Origin of the sequence: Neorhizobium fuzhouense (assembly GCF_042611105.1) — a bacterium.
In the GTDB taxonomy this organism is placed as follows: Bacteria; Pseudomonadota; Alphaproteobacteria; order Rhizobiales; family Rhizobiaceae; genus Neorhizobium; species Neorhizobium galegae_A.
Map to the genome: position 1 here is coordinate 166,577 of NZ_JBHFFP010000004.1, position 18,863 is coordinate 185,439.

Annotated in this window: 17 protein-coding genes; 13 read left to right on the forward strand and 4 right to left on the reverse strand. The window is 61.7% G+C overall.

Translation table 11 applies throughout. The features are described 5' to 3' along the window. The first annotated feature begins 65 nt into the window (after positions 1-65). The 6 genes from ACEXP3_RS09500 to ACEXP3_RS09525 all read left to right on the forward strand — a co-directional run bounded on the left by ACEXP3_RS09500 (position 66) and on the right by ACEXP3_RS09525 (position 5,257). The gene (locus tag ACEXP3_RS09500; protein ID WP_210107078.1) at positions 66-893 is read left to right on the forward strand and encodes a transporter substrate-binding domain-containing protein; all 828 of its coding nucleotides are present in this window, start codon (positions 66-68) and stop codon (positions 891-893) included. A 97-nt stretch (positions 894-990) separates the two neighbouring features. Continuing rightward, positions 991-1,632 carry an amino acid ABC transporter permease gene (locus tag ACEXP3_RS09505; protein ID WP_377297034.1) on the forward strand — a complete coding sequence of 214 codons (642 nt, stop codon included), beginning with the start codon at positions 991-993 and terminating at the stop codon, positions 1,630-1,632. Continuing rightward, entirely contained in the window at positions 1,629-2,297 is a 669-nt protein-coding gene (locus ACEXP3_RS09510; RefSeq protein WP_377297035.1) for an amino acid ABC transporter permease, read from the forward strand. The genes ACEXP3_RS09505 and ACEXP3_RS09510 overlap by 4 nt, the downstream gene beginning before the upstream one ends. Next, positions 2,294-3,085: an amino acid ABC transporter ATP-binding protein gene (locus tag ACEXP3_RS09515; RefSeq protein ID WP_377297036.1), complete on the forward strand. Its 792-nt coding sequence runs from the start codon at positions 2,294-2,296 to the stop codon at positions 3,083-3,085. The genes ACEXP3_RS09510 and ACEXP3_RS09515 overlap by 4 nt, the downstream gene beginning before the upstream one ends. A 28-nt stretch (positions 3,086-3,113) precedes the next feature. Beyond that, positions 3,114-3,893, forward strand: a complete 780-nt coding sequence (hutC, locus tag ACEXP3_RS09520) for a histidine utilization transcriptional repressor HutC (RefSeq protein WP_377297037.1) — start codon at positions 3,114-3,116, stop codon at positions 3,891-3,893. A gap of 11 nt (positions 3,894-3,904) precedes the next feature. Then, on the forward strand, positions 3,905-5,257 hold the full coding sequence (locus ACEXP3_RS09525; RefSeq protein ID WP_377297038.1) for an LLM class flavin-dependent oxidoreductase: 1,353 nt from the start codon (positions 3,905-3,907) through the stop codon (positions 5,255-5,257). A 3-nt stretch (positions 5,258-5,260) separates the two neighbouring features. On the opposite strand, the gene ACEXP3_RS09530 is transcribed toward ACEXP3_RS09525, so the two are convergent. Then, positions 5,261-8,011 carry a DNA translocase FtsK gene (locus ACEXP3_RS09530; protein WP_377297039.1) on the reverse strand — a complete coding sequence of 917 codons (2,751 nt, stop codon included), beginning with the start codon at positions 8,009-8,011 and terminating at the stop codon, positions 5,261-5,263. A 386-nt stretch (positions 8,012-8,397) separates the two neighbouring features. Between ACEXP3_RS09530 and ACEXP3_RS09535 the strand changes: the two genes are divergently transcribed. After that, a complete protein-coding gene (locus ACEXP3_RS09535) occupies positions 8,398-9,117 on the forward strand; it encodes a GntR family transcriptional regulator (protein WP_377297040.1) in 720 nt (239 codons plus the stop codon). Positions 9,118-9,263: 146 nt separating this feature from the next. Then, entirely contained in the window at positions 9,264-10,229 is a 966-nt protein-coding gene (locus tag ACEXP3_RS09540) for a dihydrodipicolinate synthase family protein (RefSeq protein WP_377297041.1), read from the forward strand. A 142-nt stretch (positions 10,230-10,371) separates the two neighbouring features. On the opposite strand, the gene ACEXP3_RS09545 is transcribed toward ACEXP3_RS09540, so the two are convergent. Both ACEXP3_RS09545 and ACEXP3_RS09550 read right to left on the reverse strand, forming a co-directional pair. After that, a complete protein-coding gene (locus ACEXP3_RS09545) occupies positions 10,372-10,674 on the reverse strand; it encodes a putative quinol monooxygenase (RefSeq protein ID WP_377297042.1) in 303 nt (100 codons plus the stop codon). A gap of 71 nt (positions 10,675-10,745) precedes the next feature. Beyond that, positions 10,746-11,762 carry an NADP-dependent oxidoreductase gene (locus tag ACEXP3_RS09550; RefSeq protein ID WP_377297043.1) on the reverse strand — a complete coding sequence of 339 codons (1,017 nt, stop codon included), beginning with the start codon at positions 11,760-11,762 and terminating at the stop codon, positions 10,746-10,748. Positions 11,763-11,853: 91 nt separating this feature from the next. Between ACEXP3_RS09550 and ACEXP3_RS09555 the strand changes: the two genes are divergently transcribed. Next, positions 11,854-12,756, forward strand: a complete 903-nt coding sequence (locus ACEXP3_RS09555) for a LysR family transcriptional regulator (protein ID WP_377297044.1) — start codon at positions 11,854-11,856, stop codon at positions 12,754-12,756. Between the two features lie 85 nt (positions 12,757-12,841). On the opposite strand, the gene kdgR is transcribed toward ACEXP3_RS09555, so the two are convergent. After that, positions 12,842-13,642 (reverse strand): DNA-binding transcriptional regulator KdgR, encoded by an 801-nt coding sequence (kdgR, locus tag ACEXP3_RS09560; RefSeq protein ID WP_377297045.1) that lies wholly within the window; start codon positions 13,640-13,642, stop codon positions 12,842-12,844. Between the two features lie 232 nt (positions 13,643-13,874). Here kdgR and bglB point away from each other — a divergent pair, with 232 nt between their 5' ends. The 4 genes from bglB to ACEXP3_RS09580 all read left to right on the forward strand — a co-directional run bounded on the left by bglB (position 13,875) and on the right by ACEXP3_RS09580 (position 18,736). Continuing rightward, positions 13,875-14,993 carry a beta-galactosidase BglB gene (bglB, locus tag ACEXP3_RS09565; protein WP_377297046.1) on the forward strand — a complete coding sequence of 373 codons (1,119 nt, stop codon included), beginning with the start codon at positions 13,875-13,877 and terminating at the stop codon, positions 14,991-14,993. A gap of 172 nt (positions 14,994-15,165) precedes the next feature. Further along, positions 15,166-16,443: an ABC transporter substrate-binding protein gene (locus tag ACEXP3_RS09570; protein ID WP_377297047.1), complete on the forward strand. Its 1,278-nt coding sequence runs from the start codon at positions 15,166-15,168 to the stop codon at positions 16,441-16,443. 203 nt (positions 16,444-16,646) lie between these two features. Further along, positions 16,647-17,669 (forward strand): Gfo/Idh/MocA family protein, encoded by a 1,023-nt coding sequence (locus tag ACEXP3_RS09575; RefSeq protein ID WP_377297048.1) that lies wholly within the window; start codon positions 16,647-16,649, stop codon positions 17,667-17,669. Beyond that, complete coding sequence (locus ACEXP3_RS09580; RefSeq protein WP_377297049.1) at positions 17,666-18,736, forward strand: Gfo/Idh/MocA family protein; 1,071 nt, start codon at positions 17,666-17,668, stop codon at positions 18,734-18,736. The genes ACEXP3_RS09575 and ACEXP3_RS09580 overlap by 4 nt, the downstream gene beginning before the upstream one ends. Positions 18,737-18,863 lie beyond the last annotated feature (127 nt).

The following is an 18,863-nucleotide window of genomic DNA, read 5'->3' on the forward strand; positions in this document are numbered from 1 at the left end:
GCCGGAGCCACCGGACGAATTCGGGGATCATCGCGCTGTCGCGCACAAGAGATGGGAGCATCATGATGCAGAAGAGAAGTTTCCTCAAGGCGGCCCTCGGGGCGGCCATGCTGTTTAGCGCAAGTGTTGCCGCTCATGCGGACGACGTGTTGGCCAAGGTCAAGGCCGCAGGCGTTCTGAAGGTCGGCACCGAAACTGCTTTTGCGCCCTTCGATTTCATCGATGCCGGCGATCACGTCGGCCTCAACGTCGATATGTTCGCCGAAATCGGCAAGGAACTCGGCGTCAAGATCGAGTGGGTGACACTGCCCTGGGAAGGCGTCCTGCCGGGCCTTGAAGCCGGCAAGTTCGATGTGGTCGCGGGTCCCGCCACCATCACCAAGGCGCGCATGGAGCGCTACCGGTTCTCGGCACCGATCGCAGAAGCCACCGTTGCCATCCTGAAGAAGGCGGGCGACGCCTCGATCACCAAGCCGCAGGATATTGCCGGCAAGGCCGTCGGCGTCGGCAAGGCAACCGCCCAGCTTGCCCAGCTCACCGAATTCTCCGCAACGCTGCCCTCCAAGGTCGATATTCGCGAATATCCGGCCTTCAACGATGCCTATGCCGACATGGCGGCCGGCCGCGTGGTGGCCGTTGCCAATTCGCTGCCCAACATCGCCTTCGTCGCCAAGCAGCGCGCGGGCATGTTTGAAGTCGTGCTGCCGCCCTTCGGCAAGCCCACCTATTTCGGCTTCGTCGGAACCAAGGATGCCGATCATAAGTCGCTGCTGGACGCCGTCGATGCCGCCATCCTCAAGATGAAGGGCGATGGCCGCATGGCAAAGCTGCAGGAAAAGTGGTTCGGCACCAAGTTCGATACGCCGGATGCCGTGAAGGACCCGGCCATCTGATCGGCTGACGGAAGCGGGCAGGCTTGATCGTCCTGCCCGCAGGTTAAAAAGGTTGACCGAAATCCGGTCAACCGCCCCCGCGACGGATGCCTGCCCCATGTCGTTCAAGCTGTTCAATCTTCTGGTACAGGCGTCGGCCTGGACCATCGGCATCAGCGCCATCTCGATTGCCATCGGTTTCCTGCTGGCGCTTGTGCTGTCGGCAGCGCTTCTGTCGGGCAAGGCGCTCTATCGCCGGCCGGCCGAATTCTTCATCAGCTTCTTCCGAGGCGTACCGTTGCTGGTGCAGCTACTGCTCATCTACAATCTTCTGCCGTTCATCGGCTTGAACGTGCCGAGCATTGTCGCCGCCATCACCGGCATGTCGCTCTGCACGGCGGCCTATCAGGCGGAAAACCTGCGCGGCGGATTTGAAAGCGTGCCGCGCGGCCTCGTCGAGGCGGCCGACATGGTCGGCTTTACGCCCCGCCAGGTGTTTTTGCGCATCAAGGTGCCAATTGCCCTGCGGCTGACCTTCCCGGCCCTCGTCAACGAGGCGATCATGATCCTCAAATCCTCCTCGCTGGTCTCCGTCGTCGGCATCGTGGAAATCACCCGCATGGCGCAGGATCTTGCCTCCTCCACCTATCTGCCGATCGAGATCTTTTCCTCGGCCGCCCTCATCTATCTCGTCATCTGCTGGAGCGTGGCGCTTGCCGGCCGCTTTGGTGAACGGGCCCTGCCGGGAGGCGCCAAATGATCTTCGACCCGAATGTCATCCTTAAGCACCTGCCGGAAATCGCGGCCGGCACCGGCGTGACGCTGGCGCTCTGGGTTGCCGGCATGCTGCTTGGCGTCCTTATCGGCTTTCTGGTCGCAACGGCGCGGCGCTATGGCGGGCGATTCATCGACCTGCCGCTCGGGCTTGTGGTCGAAGTGCTGCGCGGCACGCCCTTCCTCATCCAGATCTTTCTCGTCTATTACGGCGGCCCCTTCATCGGGCTGTCGCTCAATCCGATCCCCTGCGGGCTTCTCGGACTGTCGATCTATGCGAGCGCCTATTATTCGGAGATCTTTCGCGCCGGCTACGCCGCCGTGCCGCATGGCCATGTGGAAGCCGGCGAATGCCTCGGCTTTTCCAGGTTTCAGATCATCCGGCGTATTCTCCTGCCGGAAATGGCGCTGATCGTCATGCCGCCTTCGGTCAATCTTGCCGTCATCCTGCTGAAGGAATCGGCGGTTCTGTCCATCATCACCGTACCGGAACTGACGACCACCGTCAGTGCCATCGGTTCGCAGGAATATGCCTTCCTCGAAGCCATCTTCCTGCTGGCAGTCATCTACTGGGTCATTGTCGAGGCCGCGGCCCGGCTTGGCCGCTTTGCCGAATCCCGCTTTTCCACCTACAGGTTTTCCACGCCATGACGCTTCCCGCCATTTCCGTTCGAAAACTTGTCAAGCGCTTCGGCCAGACGCCGGTGCTGCAGGACATCGATCTCGATATTCCAGAAGGCAAGGTCTCCTGCCTCATCGGCCCTTCGGGGTCGGGGAAAAGCACGCTGCTGCGCTGCCTTGCCTTTCTGGAGGAGGCAAGCGAAGGCATGATCACAGTGAACGGCGAGGCGCTCGGCTTCTTTGAGAATGCAAGGAACGAGCGGGAACGGCTGCCTGCAGGCCAGATCCGCACCGTGCGTTCGCAGATCGGCATGGTGTTTCAGCAGTTCAATCTGTGGCCGCACATGACAGCCCTCGGCAATGTCTCCGAAGCGCTGAAGACCGTTCACAAGGTGCCGAAGAAAGAGGCCGAGGCGCGCGCCATGGCACAACTCGTCAAGGTGGGGCTCGAAAACCGCGCCGGCCATTACCCGTCGCAGCTGTCCGGCGGCCAGCAGCAGCGCGTGGCGATCGCCCGGGCGCTGGCGCTCTCGCCGAAGATCATGCTGTTTGACGAGCCGACCTCCGCACTGGACCCGGAGCTGACCGGCGAGGTGCTGACCGTCATGCGCGATCTGGCCGCAGAGGGCATGACCATGGTCGTCGTCAGCCACGAGATCGGCTTTGCAGCCACCATCGGCCACCAGATCAGCTTTCTCGACCAGGGCCGCCTCGTCCTGACCGGGGCGCCCGCAACCGTGTTTGCCAAGCCGCGCCATCCACGCCTCGAGCAGTTCCTCGATACCTATCTGGATCGCGGTGCCTCGATGCTGGCCTGACCGGACAGCGGCGCAGGAGGGCCAGAGCATGGATCAGACCTCGGGCACAGGACAGCCGCAGAGACGCTCCCCGCCCGCCTCTCTCCATGCCCGAATCCTGCAGGAGATCGAGGGCCATATCGTCAGCGGTCGCTGGCCGCCGGGCCACAAGCTGCCGTCCGAACAGGCGCTCACGCTGACCTACGGGTGCTCGCGCATGACCGTCAACAAGGTGCTGACGGAACTTGCCCGGGCAGGACTTCTGCTCCGGCGCCGCAAGACCGGCAGCATCGTCCTGCCGCAGGGGCCGCAAAGCGCCATCCTGGAAATCTACGATATCGGCGACGAGGTTCGGGCGCTGAACCTTTCCTACCGTTTCGAGGTTCTGTCGCGCACTTTGCGCCTGCCTACACGCGCCGAAAGGGCCACCTGTGTCCTCCCGGCGCGGCGCAAGCTTCTGGCGATCACCGTGATGCACAGGGCCGATGAAAAACCCTTTTGCCTTGAGGAGCGCATCATCAACCTCGGCCTGGTGCCGGAAGCGGCAACGGCAGCGTTCGAGACGCTGTCACCCGGGCCGTGGCTGCTCCACCATGTGCCTTGGAATGCGGCAGAACACCGGATCTCTGCCGAAGCGGCCCTGCCATCCGTTGCCGAGGCGCTCGGTCTTTCTCCCGGTGCTCCCGTGCTGACGGTGGAGCGCCAGACCTGGCGGCCGCAAGAGACCGTGACGCGCGTGCGCCTGACCTATCCCGGCAGCCAGCATGCGCTGACGGCCCGTTTTACACCCCTGCGGCGGCTGGAAACCCCACCCGCAGACCAGACATAAGGACGATTTCGATGGCCCGCACCGACAAGCTGAAGCTTGGCACCTTCGTTTACACCTTCGGCTTCAATCCGGCCGCCTGGCGCCATCCGGCAGCCGACGTGCATGGCGCCAACACCATCGATCACCTGCTCAATGTCGCAAAAATCTCGGAAGCGGCAAAATTCGATTTCATGTTCCTGGCAGACTCCCCGGCAGCCGCCGTTGGTGATCCGGAAGCGCTGGCCCGCTCGCCCACCAAGATGAACCGCTTCGAGCCGCTTTCGCTCATCTCGGCGCTCTCGGTGCTGACAGAAAAGCTCGGCTTCGTCGCAACCGCCTCGACCAGTTTCTACGAGCCATTCAATCTTGCCCGCATCTTTGCCTCGATCGACCATCTGAGCGGCGGACGCGCCTGCTGGAACGTGGTGACATCCGACCACGACGAAGCCGGCTACAACTATAATTTCGACGGGTTGCCGCCGCATAGCTGGCGCTACGAGCGCGGCGCGGAATTCGTTGACGTCGTTTTCGGCCTCTGGGACAGTTTCGAGCCGGATGCGCTGGTGCTCGACAAGGCCTCCGGCCTCTATCACGACAAGGACAAGCTGCATCTTCTCAACCACAAGGGCAAACATTTCCAGGTGCGCGGGCCGCTGAACGTCGCCGCCTCGCCGCAGGGGCGCCCGGTCATTGCCCAGGCTGGCGGGTCGGAGCCGGGCATGGAGCTTGCTGCCCGCACCGCCGAAATCGTCTTCAGCCTTGCCTCCAACCTTCAGCGCAACAAGGCCTTTGCCGAAAACGTCAAGAGACGCATGGCCAAATACGGCCGCTCCACCAGCGACCTCAAGATGATGCCGGGCGTCGTGATCAATGTCGGCGAAACGAAAGCGCAAGCGCAGGCGAAGGTCGATTTCCTCATCGACAACCTGCATCCCGATGTCGGGCGCTGGATGCTCGGCGAGTTTCTGGAAACCGATCTGTCCGGTGCAGCGCTTGACGAGCCCTTCCCCATGGAGCGCCTGCCGACCGAGCCGAAGGGCTCCAAGGCCCTGTTCGAGGAACTGACCGACTACATCCGTCAGGGTCACACGCTCGGCCACCTCATTCGCCACTACGCCGAAAAGAGCACGGGCAACGGCATTACCGGCACACCGACCGAAATCGCCGATTTCATGGAGGAATGGTTCGAGGCGGGTGCTGCCGACGGCTTCATCCTGATGTTCCCGACACTGCCGGCAAGTCTTACCGATTTTGTCGAGCTGGTTTTGCCGGAACTGCGGCGCCGCGGCCTGTTCCGCGAGGACTACGAGGGGTCGACGCTGCGCGAGAACCTTGGCCTGTCAAAGCCGGCCAACCGCTATGCGGCTGCCCGGCAAAAGCTTTGAGGCTCAATCGTCCGGCAGCGCGACGGCCGGCTTGCCGGAGATGATCTCGCGCTTGCCGACATGGTTTGCAGGACCAACCAGGCCTTCCTGCTCCATGCGCTCCACCAGCGAGGCGGCGCGGTTATAGCCGACCGAGAGCCGCCGCTGGATATAGGAGGTCGAGCACTTGCGGTCCTTCATCACCACCTTGACGGCCTTTTCATAAAGGTCGTCGGCATCTTCGCTGCCCATGGAGCTGCGATCAAAGACGGCGGCATCGGCTTCCGGCTCGGCTTCCGCTTCGTTTTCGTCTTCGGTGACGGTTCCGAGATAATCCGGACGCCCTTGCGCCTTCAGGTGCGAAACGACGTGTTCCACCTCGGCATCCGAGACGAAAGGTCCGTGGACGCGGGAAATCCGGCCGCCGCCCGCCATATGCAGCATGTCGCCCTGGCCGAGCAGATGTTCGGCGCCCTGTTCACCAAGGATCGTGCGGCTATCGATCTTCGACGTCACCTGGAAGGAGATGCGCGTCGGGAAGTTGGCCTTGATCGTGCCAGTGATAACATCGACGGAGGGTCGTTGCGTTGCCATGATCAGATGGATGCCGGCGGCGCGTGCCATCTGGGCAAGACGCTGGATGGCGCCTTCGATTTCCTTGCCGGCCACCATCATCAGGTCGGCCATTTCGTCGACGACGACAACGATATAGGGCATCGGCGACAGGTCGAGTTCCTGCTCCTCGTAGACGATCTCGCCATTGTGACGGTCAAAGCCGGTCTGCACGTTGACGGTGATCGTCTCGCCCTTCTCGCGCGCCTGGGCGGCACGGGCGTTGTAACCGTCGATGTTGCGCACGCTGAGCCGCGACATCTTGCGATAGCGATCCTCCATCTCGCGCACCGCCCATTTCAGCGCCAGAACGGCCTTCTTCGGATCGGTGACGACAGGGGTGAGGAGATGCGGAATGCCGTCATAGACCGACAGTTCCAGCATTTTCGGGTCGATCATGATCAGGCGGCATTCTTCCGGGCGCAGCCGGTAGAGAAGCGACAGGATCATGGTATTGATCGCAACCGACTTGCCAGACCCGGTGGTGCCGGCGACCAGCAGGTGCGGCATCTTCGCAAGCTCTGCAATGACAGGCTCGCCACCGATGGTCTTGCCAAGGCAAAGCGCCAGCCGGTGCTTGGTTTCCCAGTAATCCTCACATTCGATGAGTTCGCGCAGGAACACCGTTTCACGCACGGCATTCGGCAATTCGATGCCGATGACATTGCGGCCGGGAACGACCGCGACGCGCGCCGACAGCGCCGACATGGAGCGGGCGATATCGTCAGCCAGGCCAATGACACGCGAGGATTTCACACCCGGCGCCGGCTCGAATTCGTAGAGCGTCACAACCGGGCCGGGGCGCACGTCGATGATTTCGCCGCGAATGCCAAAATCTTCCAGAATGCTTTCGAGAAGACCGGCGCTTTGCTGGAGCGCATCCGGCTGGACCGCTTCCGCCTGCTGGCCAAAGGGTTCCTGCAGAAGTGCGATCGGCGGAAACTCGTAGGCATCGTCGCTTTCTCGCACGGCCATGGCGCCGGAAAGGCCCGGCAATCCTTGCGGCACACGCCGCGACATCGGCACGACCGCGCGTGCCACGGGCTGTTGCGGCTGAACGGCGATTGCGTCCGTAACAGTGTCGGAAGCTGCTGCCGCCTCCTGGCTCTCCTGCGGCGCGGCGAGCGTTTCGACAGCGGCTGCGCCGGTATCCTCGATCACCGGAGCAGGGACTGGAGCCTCAACTGCGAGCGGAGCCGGCGGCAACTCGGCGGCGGGCGCCGAGAGAGGACGCCGCTCAAACCGGGTGCCGGGACGCACTTCGCGATAGAGCGCCGTCACGGAAGTGGGCACAAGCGGATGCGACAAACGCACGACTTCGGCCGGGCGACGCTTCAAGGTCGGAACGGATGGCTGGGCTAGCGACACTGGCTGGGCTGCCAGCGGCGCTTGATCGGAGGCGATCCCGGCTTCAAAGAACGCAAAATCGGAAAGCCAGAGCTTCGCCTGCGCATCGAGCGGAAGAGACGGATCTGCCACCTCAGAAGGAACGGTTGCAACAGACGTGCCGACGATGATCGGCGCCTCGACAGCAGGCGATGCCTGAACCACGGCCGGCGGAGCAGCCGGGAGTTCGGATGCCGGTACGCAAGGCGCGGTTGCGCTGGCGGTCGATTGCGGTTCGGGCGTGACAGAAATCTCCGCGGCAAAAGTGGGAGAAGCGGTCTCGATACTCTGTTCTGGAGGCATTTCGACTTTCGGTTGTTCCTTCGGCTGGCGCCTGAAAATCAGGGCGCGCGGCGAAGGTTCAGGCTTGACCTTGGGCGGGACCGGCATCTGCTGCATGGCAGACGCGGCACCCTGCAAGGCATTGACGAGAAGTTCCGGCGCAAGTGTGGCATTTTCGTTGACCGGCGGCTGGGCGTTCACATCAAGCGGCTCGACCAGACGGCCGGCGGCCGCCGGCATCCGCTCTTCCGGGGCAACGGGCGCCATCTGGTCACGGCTGCGTGGACGGGCAAGAATGCTTTCCGGCGTGCGGGTGAAGCGCACATTCGGCGCCAGCTTGAAAGCGGCCTGCCACGGCGCCTGCTCGATCGTGGCCTCGTTCGGATCGACCGTTGGTGTCCGCCGCTCCGGCGCATGTGCGCCGCCGTCGAGAAAGTCCTCGTCGGACTGCATCGTTTCAAGGGACTTGGGGAAGTTCGTTCTATGAAAATGCATCACACCAACCGCGTACAAATGGCAGTGCTATTAAGTAGAAAATAAAGGTTAATGGCTCCTTTAGAACCGTCTCCGGCTGTACGATTTCATAACCTGTGACAGGCTGTCCGGTCCGCAGTACGAGACACCTAGAACATTGTAATATATGGGCATTCCACCAAAATTCGAACACTTTCCGGCGTCCGTTTCTTTAACGGTTCGCCCTGTTCGTCGCAGATCGCGCCGGCTCGGTGCCTCTGCGCCAGCCAGCACGCTTCAACGGACCTTACCGGGGCGTGACGATCCGGGAAAACCTCTCTTCGTCGCCGCCGAAAACTGCCCGATGAATTTCATCGACAGACGCCCTGCAGTATGATGGATGAGCAAAAACGAGAGACGGATCTGCAATGGCGACCACGACGACACAGGATGCTCAAGACCCGGCCCGCACCCGCGGGTTCGGCACCCAGATGGTCTATACGACGATCCGCCGGGAGATCCTGGCGATGACGCTTGAGCCCGGCTCGCCGCTGGACGAGGTCAAACTGTCGGAGCGGTTCGGCATGTCGCGGACCCCGGTGCGGGAGGCCCTGCTGCGACTGGCCGCCGACGGGCTGACGACGACCCTGCCCAACCGCAACACGATCGTCGCCGCCATCGATTTTGCCGCCCTTCCGGCCTATTTCGAAGCGCTGACGCTGATGTACCGCGTCACGACACGCGGAGCCGCCAAACGGCAGAGTGCGGGCCCGGCCCTTGCCATTCGCGCCCGCCAGGAAGCGTTTGCAAAGGCGGTTTCGGCGCAGGACGCCTATGCCATGATCGAGGCCAACCGTGATTTTCACGTGGCCATCGCCGAGCGCGCCGGCAATGCTTATTATACGACGTTCTTTGCCCGCCTGCTCGATGAAGGACGGCGGATCCTGCGGCTCTATTACTCGACATTCGACGACCGACTGCCCCGGCAATATGTCGAGGAGCACGAGGATATGATCCTCGCCATCGAGGCCGGCGATGTCGAGCGGGCCGATCGCCTGGCCCTTGCCCATGCGGCCCAGATCGTTGCCCAGATCCAGGACTACGTGGCCCGCGACACAGGCAATGCCCGCCAGATCAACGATCCCTGAGACCCCGACATGAGGCCCGCTACCTTCTGGATTCCTGACGAGTCCGCCGGTGCGGTTTTCCGTCGACATTCAAAATACAAAGTGTATACTAGCTGTCGATTGGAAGTGGCTTCCGTGGCCGCGCCGCCCGCCAGATGGAGATTGCAATGACTTCGAACATTTTCACCGGTTGCATCCCGGCCCTTATGACGCCGTGCCATGCCGACCGTAGCCCCGATTTCGACGGACTGGTGCGCAAGGGTCGCGAACTGGTGGATGCCGGCATGTCGGCCGTTGTCTATTGCGGTTCGATGGGTGACTGGCCGCTGCTGAGCGACGCGCAGCGCATGGAAGGCGTCGAACGCCTGGTCAAGGCTGGGTTGCGCGTCATCGTCGGCACGGGGGCGGTCAACACGAAAATTGCCGCGGAACATGCCGCCCACGCCCAGAAGGTCGGCGCCCACGGTCTCATGGTCATCCCGCGGGTCCTGTCGCGCGGCACGTCCGTGTCGGCCCAGCGGGCGCATTTCAAGGCCATTCTGTCGGCGGCGCCGGAGCTGCCGGCCGTCATCTACAACAGCCCCTATTACGGTTTTGCCACCCGCGCCGACCTCTTCTTCGAGCTGCGTCGGGACCACAAGAACCTGATCGGCTTCAAGGAATTCGGCGGTCCGGCAGACCTGCGCTATGCGGCTGAAAACATCACCAGCCGCGATGATGAGGTCACGCTCATGGTCGGCGTCGATACCGCCGTCTTCCACGGCTTCGTCAATTGCGGTGCCTCGGGCGCCATTACCGGCATCGGCAATGTCCTGCCGCGCGAAGTGCTGCATCTGGTATCGCTCTGCGAGGCAGCCGCCAGGGGCGATGCAAAGGCGCGCGCCCAGGCGCTTGAGCTGGAAAACGCCCTTGCCGTGCTCTCCTCCTTCGACGAAGGCCCGGATCTCGTCCTCTTTTACAAGCACATGCTGGTGATGACCGGAAACCCGGAATATACGCTGCACTTCAACGAGACGGACAGTCTGTCCGACAGCCAGCGCGGCTTTGTCGAAAAGCAGTTCAAGCTCTTCCAGGCCTGGTACGCCGACTGGTCGAAAACGGTTGCCCCTGTCTCTCAGGACAAGGCTGCCTGAGAAGGCTGTTCGCCTATCTGAAATGACGTGCGTATCGAGGCGGCAGAATTCAGCTGTCGCCTCGATGCGGTCCGCAGCCTGGGGCGATGGACTGCGCGACTTTCGGCCCAAAGCGGACGTAGAGCTCCAACCGGTAGCAGCGTCAGCAATCCATGATGTCGCGTTCGTTAGATGCGTCGTATTTCTTGAGTTCCCCTCGCATCTTACCGATCCAGCGGCTGACGAACGCGATCGTGTCGGCAGCCTGCAAATGAGCGCTAAGCGCAGCCTGATCGACCCAACGTTCCGATATCAGCAATCGACCTGATTGTGGATCGTCCACGGCAGCATCATACGTGATGCTGCCCGGACGCTTTCGTGTTGTATATGCCAGCGCATTCAGTTCCGTCATGCATTGCGCCAGATCGGCTGGATCGACGTGCATGTAGCCGGTGATAATCAGCATGGGATAGCTCCTGTATCAGCGCCTCGACCGCCCGTCCGCGGCGGCGTGGGCCTTGACTGGTCAAGTGGTGATCAGACGGCGACCAGCACGATCTTGCCCTGGATGCTCCCTTCGGAAGCACGACGATGCGCTGCCGCTGCCTCGGCCAGCGGATAGGTGCTGTCGATCACCACCCGTATGGAGCCGTCCTCAAGCAGACGGCCGGCCTCTGCCAATTGAACGCCGTTCGAGCGCACCTGCGTCGTCGAGACGGTGATCTTTCGCCGGGCGGCTTCGTCATAACCTGAAAAGCCCATCGGGTTGACGAGAAACAGGGCGCCATACGGCTTAATGCTGGGGAGAAAGCGTTCCATAGTCGCGCCGCCGACGGCATCGAGCACCAGATCAACATCCTTCGCCACTAGTTCGGCAGCCGTCTTCGTGTGGTCGATGAAAATATCGGCACCAAGATCTTTGAGAAGCGCCTCGTGTCTACCCGAAGCAACGGCAACCACCCTCGCGCCTTGCCACTTCGCGATTTGGACTGCGAGATGGCCGACGCCGCCGCCGGCGCCGTTCACCAGAACGGTCTTGCCGTCGAGCGGAGCCGGTGCATGCGGGAAAGTCTGGAAAGGGTTCGGCGCATCGTGTCCCAGATCGACCAAAAATTGCCAGGCGGTCAGAAGCGACATCGGCGCGCCGGCAGCCTGGATGTGGTCGATCCCGGCGGGCTTCAGCGCCAAGTCCGATGCGGGAACACGAACATATTCGGCATAGGCGCTGCTTCCCGTCATGAGGTCATGCGGGAACCGGACCATCGCATGGACCGCGTCGCCGACCTTGAACTGCGACACGTCTTCGCCGACGGCCGCAACCGTGCCGGAAATGTCCGTGCCAAGGATCAGCGGAAAGCTTGGATTGGGCTGCCATTCCGGCGGGAGAGCCCGGTAACCGTCGCGCAGATAGAGATCCGGCGGGTTGAGGCTCGTGGCATGGACGCGAACAAGCACGTCGTCAGCCGAGATTTCCGGTCGGGGTGCATCCTCATAGAGGAGGACATCCGGTCCACCGAATTCGTGCAATCGCACGGCTTTCATCATGTCAGTCATCATGGCCTCGCTTGGATATTGGTTTCGATGACTGAAGATACGATCAACTTGTTCGATTGATAATCCTCAGACAATTCGCTTTAATAGTGCCATGAAGGAACAAATCGGAATTGATAGGCTGAGGGGGCTGATTGCATTCGCTCGCGCCGGCTCGCTCGGAAGCTACACCGCCGCCGCCCGCTCCTTGTCCATCTCACCCTCGGCGGTCAGTAAAAGCATTCAGCGGCTGGAAAAGCAGCTCGGCGTTTCGCTTTTTGCGCGCACGACACGTTCCCTGACCCTGACGGCCGAAGGGCGCGATCTGTATGAGCGTGCGCTCAGGCTGCTGAACGACGCCGAAGAGATCGAGCAGACGGCAAAAGCAGCGCGCACCGAGCCCGCCGGCACATTACGAATCGCGGCATCTTTGCCGATCGGTCTGCACGTAATAGCGCCGGTGCTCCCTCAGTTTCGCAGGCTCCATCCGAAGGTTAACATAGATCTGCGTCTGAGCGACCACATGGTTGATCTTATCGAAGGCGGCTTCGATGTCGCGGTCCGCATCGGCGATCTGTCAGACTCGCGCCTGCTTTCCCGCCGCCTTCTGCCGCATCGGCTATGCTGCTATGCCTCTCCCGAATATCTGGCCGGGCGCGGCCCGCCGACCCATCCGGACCAATTGGCAGAGCACGACACTGTCAGCCTGCGCTACCAGAGTAGCGGCCAGCTATTCCGCTGGCCTTTCCGCGTCGGGAACAGGGAGGTCGAGATTGTGCCGTCCTCCGGCATCATCGTCGACGCGAGCGAAGCCGTTCTTGCGACGATCTCGGCGGGTGCCGGCATTGGAATGGCAACGAGTTTCATGGCCAGCGCCTGGGTGAGGCGGGGAGCGCTCGTGCCGGTTCTGGCCGACTATGCGGTGGACCGGCACAATATAACAGCGCTGTGGCCCGAGAGCCGACGATCGAACCCCGCCGTCCGCGCCTTCCTCAACACCCTAGCAGAACTGTCGTGACATTGGCATTGCATGTCTGCTTCTGGCGCATTCCAGCCCAAAACCACGCGCGTTCAGCTGGACAGCGGCCTCTTGCCTTAGAATGTCATTCCGCCCCCAACCGGAACCGACCTCCCAAAGCTTCGGAGGCGGCTTTGCCGGCACTGACGAGAAGTTCGACATAGTCTGCGCGCCTTGCCTCGTCGAAGCGAAAGAGCGGGAAGGAAATCGATATGGCAGCGATCGGATGACCTAGATGGTTGAAGATCGGAACAGCCATGCAGCGCACGCCGGCCTCGCTTTCTTCAACCTCCTCCGCATACCCACGCGCACGGGTCTTTTCCAGATCGGACAGAAGGGCTGCACGCTCGGTCATGGTGCGTGGCGCGCGTCGATCAAGCACCATCCGGGCCAGTCGCTCCTCTTGTTCACCCTTGGAGCAAAAGGCCAGAAGCGCCTTGCCGAGTGCTGTGCTATGCAACGGGTTGCGCAGGCCGAGCGGCGATTTCATCGCCAGATTGAAGGCGGCATCGTATTTGTGGATGTAGACGACCTTGTCTTCTCGGCTGTCTAGAACGCCCAGATTGATGGATTCACCCGTTGCCCGCGACAGCCTGCCCATGGCCGGATTCGCCACCCGCAACAGATCGGCCTGATCGCTCAGCGAGCGAGCGCCAAGACTGAACAGTTTGAGCGTCAGGCGATATTTTTCCGTTTCGGCATCCTGCTCCACATAGCCGAGGTCGACCATGGTCTGCAGCAGGCGGTGTGCCGTGGTTTTCGACGTCATGGCCTTTTGCGATAGATCGGCAAGGCCGATCTGGCGTGACTCGACCAATGCCTCCAGCACCGCAAACACCTTGAGGACGGCGGCGGCATTTTCAGTCTTGGCAGCATTATCGGCCATGGCAAGCATTCCACATTTTCTGAAATTCCATTCTGAATTTGGTCAAGGCGCGCTGTCAAGCAACCTCTCCACGCACCGCCCGGCTTACCCGTCTTGCTCAACCCTGCTCGCCCGTCCCACCACCGAGCCGTCAACTTGCCGAAAAACGCCGTTGAAATGCGTGTCAGACTATGGTCTGCTCAAATTCCGGAACGAAGTTCCGAAAATATTTCAACTGGGGAGGAGTTGAAGCATGCATTCTCTGCTACGGCAGAAGCCGACCCTGCTTGGGCGGGCAGACATCTGCACGTTGATCGACCGGTTGACGCACAATCTCATTCATATCGAGGACAAAACGGGCGAATTTCTCCTGAAGCTCGAGGATGGGCGCGTCATCGATACGAAAGGCTGGGCCGGCTGGGAATGGACGCATGGCATTGCCCTTTACGGCCTTCTCAAATACTGGCAGCAGACCGGCCAGAAAGAGGTAATGGCCATCATTACCGACTGGTTCGAAGCGCGCCTTGCCGAAGGCACGCCAACCAAGAACATCAACACGGTCGCCCCCTTCCTGACGCTTGCCCATCTTTACGAGATGAACCGCGATCCGCGTTTTCTGCCCTATCTCGAAACCTGGGCCGAATGGGTGATGCACGAAATGCCGCGCACTCGCGAGGGTGGTTTGCAGCATATCGTCTATAACAGCGTCAACGACCAGCAGATCTGGGACGACACGCTGATGATGAGCGTGCTGCCTTTGGCAAAGATCGGCCTCGTGCTGAACCGGCCGGACTTCGTGGAAGAGGCCAAATACCAGTTTCTGCTGCATGCGCAGTATCTAATGGACACAGAGACAGGCCTGTGGTTCCACGGCTTTACCTTTGATGGCCACCACAATTTTGCCCGGGCCCGCTGGGCGCGCGGCAATAGCTGGATCACCATCGCCATTCCGGAATTCATCGAGCTGCTTGACCTTGAGGAGCGCGATCCGTTGCGCCGGCACCTGCTCTCGGTTCTGTCGCGCCAGGCCTCTGCCCTCAAAACCCATCAGGATCGCTCAGGCCTCTGGCACACCCTGATCGATGATCCGGAGAGTTATCTGGAAGCCTCCGCCACCGCAGGCTTTGCCTACGGGCTGATGAAGAGCGTGCGCAAGCGCTATCTCGGACCGGACTATCTGGAAACGGCCGAGAGGGCGATGAAGGGGGTCATCGACAATATCAGCCCGGACGGCGAACTGATGCAGGTGTCGTTCGGCACGGCGATGGGCAGCGATCTCGATTTCTACCGGCAGATCCGCCGCACATCCATGCCTTATGGACAGGCAATGGCCATGCTGTGCCTGACCGAACTGCTGCGCAGCCACATCTGACCTTTGCATCAGAAGAGCGTAGCGGGACAAAACCAGACGAATTGCCGGATCGGAGGAGCGACCGGCAGTAGCAAGAGGACGAGGGAAGAACCGATCTTTCAAGACAGGTCGGCCGAGGCGACACCGTCACCGGTCCGACCCTGAAATTTCAATCATGGAGGAGGAGATCATGATGAACCTGACAAGACGCAGGCTCTTAGGCGCCGTAGGCACCGGCCTTGCAGCATCCCAGCTTTCGATCACGCCGGCACGGGCCGCCACCCGCATCCGGCACTACTGGTGGGGCAATCCCGAGCGGGACAAGCGCACTTTTGCGGTGATTGACCTGTTCCAGAAGGCCAATCCCGGCATCGAAGTGTCGGGCGAGACCATTGGCTGGGGCGATTACTGGACCAAGATGGCAACCCAGACGGCCGGCCGCAACATGGCGGACCTGGTCCAGATGGATTACCGCTTCCTGTTCGAATATGTGCGCCGTGGAGCGTTGAAGCCACTCAACGAATTTGTCGGCAAGAGCCTGATGATTGCTGACTTCGACAAGGGCCCGCTTGCCGGCGGCGAGGTGGACGGCAAGCTCTATGCCTTGAATATCGGCTCCAACAGCCAGGTCATCGTGTACAACAAGCGCGTCTTCGAGGAAGCCGGCATCAATGCCGACCTTATCAACTGGACCTGGGACGATTTTGCCAAGAGCTGCGAAACGATCACTGCCAAATCCGGCGGCAAGGTGAAGGGGTCGGACGACCTCGCGCTGATGATCGAGACGTTTGAATCCTGGGTGCGCCAGAACGGCCGCGAATTCTACGACAAGGACGGCAAGGTGGCGGCAACTGTTGATGATGTCGCCAGCTACTGGCAGTTCTGGGCGGACCTGCGCAAGAAGGACGTCGTGCGGGCCAAGGAAAAGACCGTCATTCTGGATGCGCCGATTGCCGAGTCCGGTGTTGCGGTCGGCGATACCGCCATGGCGCATTTCTGGTCGAACCAGCTCGTCGGCATCCAGGCGGCCGCCAAGGACAAGATCGGCGCGGCCATGGTGCCGCACAAGAAGGACGGCAAGCCCGGCCAGTTCATCAAGCCCTCGATGTTCCTGTCGCTGTCGCGCGATGCCAAGGATCCGGAAGCGGCCATCCGCTACATGAATGCCTGGGTGAACGATCCGGCGATCACCGGCGTGCTGGGGCTTGAACGCGGCATTCCCGCTTCCCCGAAAGTGCGCGAGGCACTGGCGCCGAAGCTCACGGAGGTGGAAAAGCTCTCCGTCTCCTACTTTGACGCCATTCAGTCCAAGGTCGGGCCTCTTCCCTTGCCAGCCCCCAAGGGTGCCGGCGAAGTGCGCGATGCCTTCATGCGGATCGGAACCGACGTGGTTCTCGCCCGTCTGGATGCCAAGTCCGCCGCCTCGACCTTCATCGACGATGCCCAGTCCATCGTCGAGCGGGCGCAGTAAACAGGCAGCCACGCCACGTTTCGTCTCCCGGCGCCTCTTGAAGGCCGCCGGGAGACATCGCCCAAAGGGTTCCGTCGCGATATGGCGGGCCACCGCCCGGCTCAAACTGACCCTTGCGGCCGGAAACGACATTCAAGGCCAGTCCCGCCATCGACCCCAAGCGCATCAGGACGGCGGCCGGCCGATTTCACCAGGACATTTTCATGACCCCTCCCCTCTTTATTGGCGTCATCGGCATTGATCACAACCATATCTACGGCATGATCGATGGCCTGACGGCCGCCGGTGCGACGTTTTCAGCTTTCGCGGTGACACCGGACACGCCGCAATCGACGATCGACAGTTTCACGGCAACCTATCCGGATGTGCCGCAGCGGACACCGGCGCAGATCTTCGAGGATGACCGCATCGGGCTGGTGCTGAGCGCTGCCATCAACAGCGAGCGCGCCGCAATCGCCATCTCCGCCATGCGCCATGGCAAGGATGTTCTGGTCGATAAGCCGGGCTGCACCACGCTCGAACAGCTCGCGGCGATCCGCCAGACAACGGCCGAAACGAGCCGGCGCTGGACCGTGTGCTTCTCCGAGCGGCTGACGGTCGAAAGCGTCACACTTGCCGACCAGCTGATTGCGCAAGGCCGCATCGGCAAGGTGGTGCAGACCGTCGGCCTTGGACCGCATCGGCGCAATTCGCACCTGCGGCCGGCCTGGTTCTGGGATCGCGCCCGCTATGGCGGCATTCTCACCGATATCTGCGCCCATCAGTTCGACCAGTTCCTGCATTTTACCGGCTCGACCGAAGCGCATGTCGTATCGGCCCATATCGCAAACGTCGCCAATTCCGATCGCCCCGGATTCCAGGATTTTGGCGAAGTGCTTCTGGAGGGCAATGGCGGGCGTGGCTATGCGCGGGTGGACTGGCTGACGCCTGACGGGCTTCCCACCTGGGGCGATGGACGCATGACCATTCTCGGCACCCATGGCTATCTGGAACTGCGCAAATATATCGATATCGCCGGGCGTCCCGGTCAGGATCACGTTTTCCTCGCCGACGCCAAGGGCGTCGAACATTTTGAGGCTGCAGGCGCCGGCAAACCCTTCTTTGGCCGCTTGATCCGCGACGTTCTAGACCGGACCGAGACGGCCATGCCGCAAGCCCACGCGTTTCTTGCAACACAATTGGCGCTCGAAGCGCAGCAGATGGCAGAACAGGGAGCCTCCTCATGACCCGAAGGATTTGCGTGGCCATTGCGGGCGCGGGAATCGGCAAGGCGCATATTTTAGGCTATGCGCAGCTGCCGCATCTGTTTGACGTGCGCTACGTGTGCGACCTCAACCCGGAACGCGCCGCAGCCGGTGCTGCCGAAGCGCCCGGCAGCCGGCCGATTTCCGATCTTGATGCGGTGCTTGCGGATCCGCAGGTGGAACTTGTCGATCTCTGCCTGCCACCGCGCCTGCACGCCCCGATGACGCTCAAGGCTCTTGCAGCGGGCAAGCATGTCGTCTGCGAAAAGCCACTTGCCGGTTCTCTGGCCGATGTGTCCGAGATCAGGGACGCGGCGGCGCAGTTCGACCGGCAGGTGTTTCCGATCTTCCAGTACCGCTATGGCGCGGGCTACCACGCGGCCCATGCCCTGAAGAGGAAAGGCCTGCTCGGCCGGCCTTTCGTTCTCTCGCTCGAAACCCATTGGGACCGGCGCGCCGATTATTATGCGGAGCGCTGGCGCGGAACCTGGGAGGGCGAACTGGGAGGCGCGCTTGTAAGCCACGCCATCCATGCCCATAATCTGGTGGCGCATCTCGCCGGAGAGATCACAGAGGTCGCAGCCTTCATCGACACCCGCGTCAACCCTATCGAGACAGAGGATTGCGCGGCGCTTTCCATGCGAACCCGCGAGGGCGCGCTGGTTTCTTCATCGATCTCCCTCGGTGCCTGCGGCAGCACATCGCGTTTTCGCGCGCTGTTCGAGCACATGACCATTACGTCGGGGACGGAGCCCTACCATATCGGATCTGGCCCCTGGACCTTCGAAGCCCGAGACCCTGCCCGGCAGGCTGAGGTGGATGCCATCGTTGCCGAGCATGACCAGGGCATATTCCGGTTTGCCGGACAGTTTGCCGATGTCCATGCCCGCCTCACCGGGGGCGCGGAGTTCTACCTGCCTTCGCTCGACGAAGCCTATCAGTCGATCGAACTCATCACGGCGCTCTACGATGCAGCCCGCAACCGTCGCATCGTCAGCCTTCCGCTGCCGTCCGATCATCCGCTGCGAAAGGGTTGGCTTCCGGCATGATCCTGCCTTTGAGCGTGTAATCCCGTCGTCTCTTCGTCAACCAGAGGCTGGCGGACATCTCCGATCGATGTCCGCCAGCAAAATGCCCTCACCCGGTTTTTCGCTCAAAGCCGCCGTTCTGCCGCAT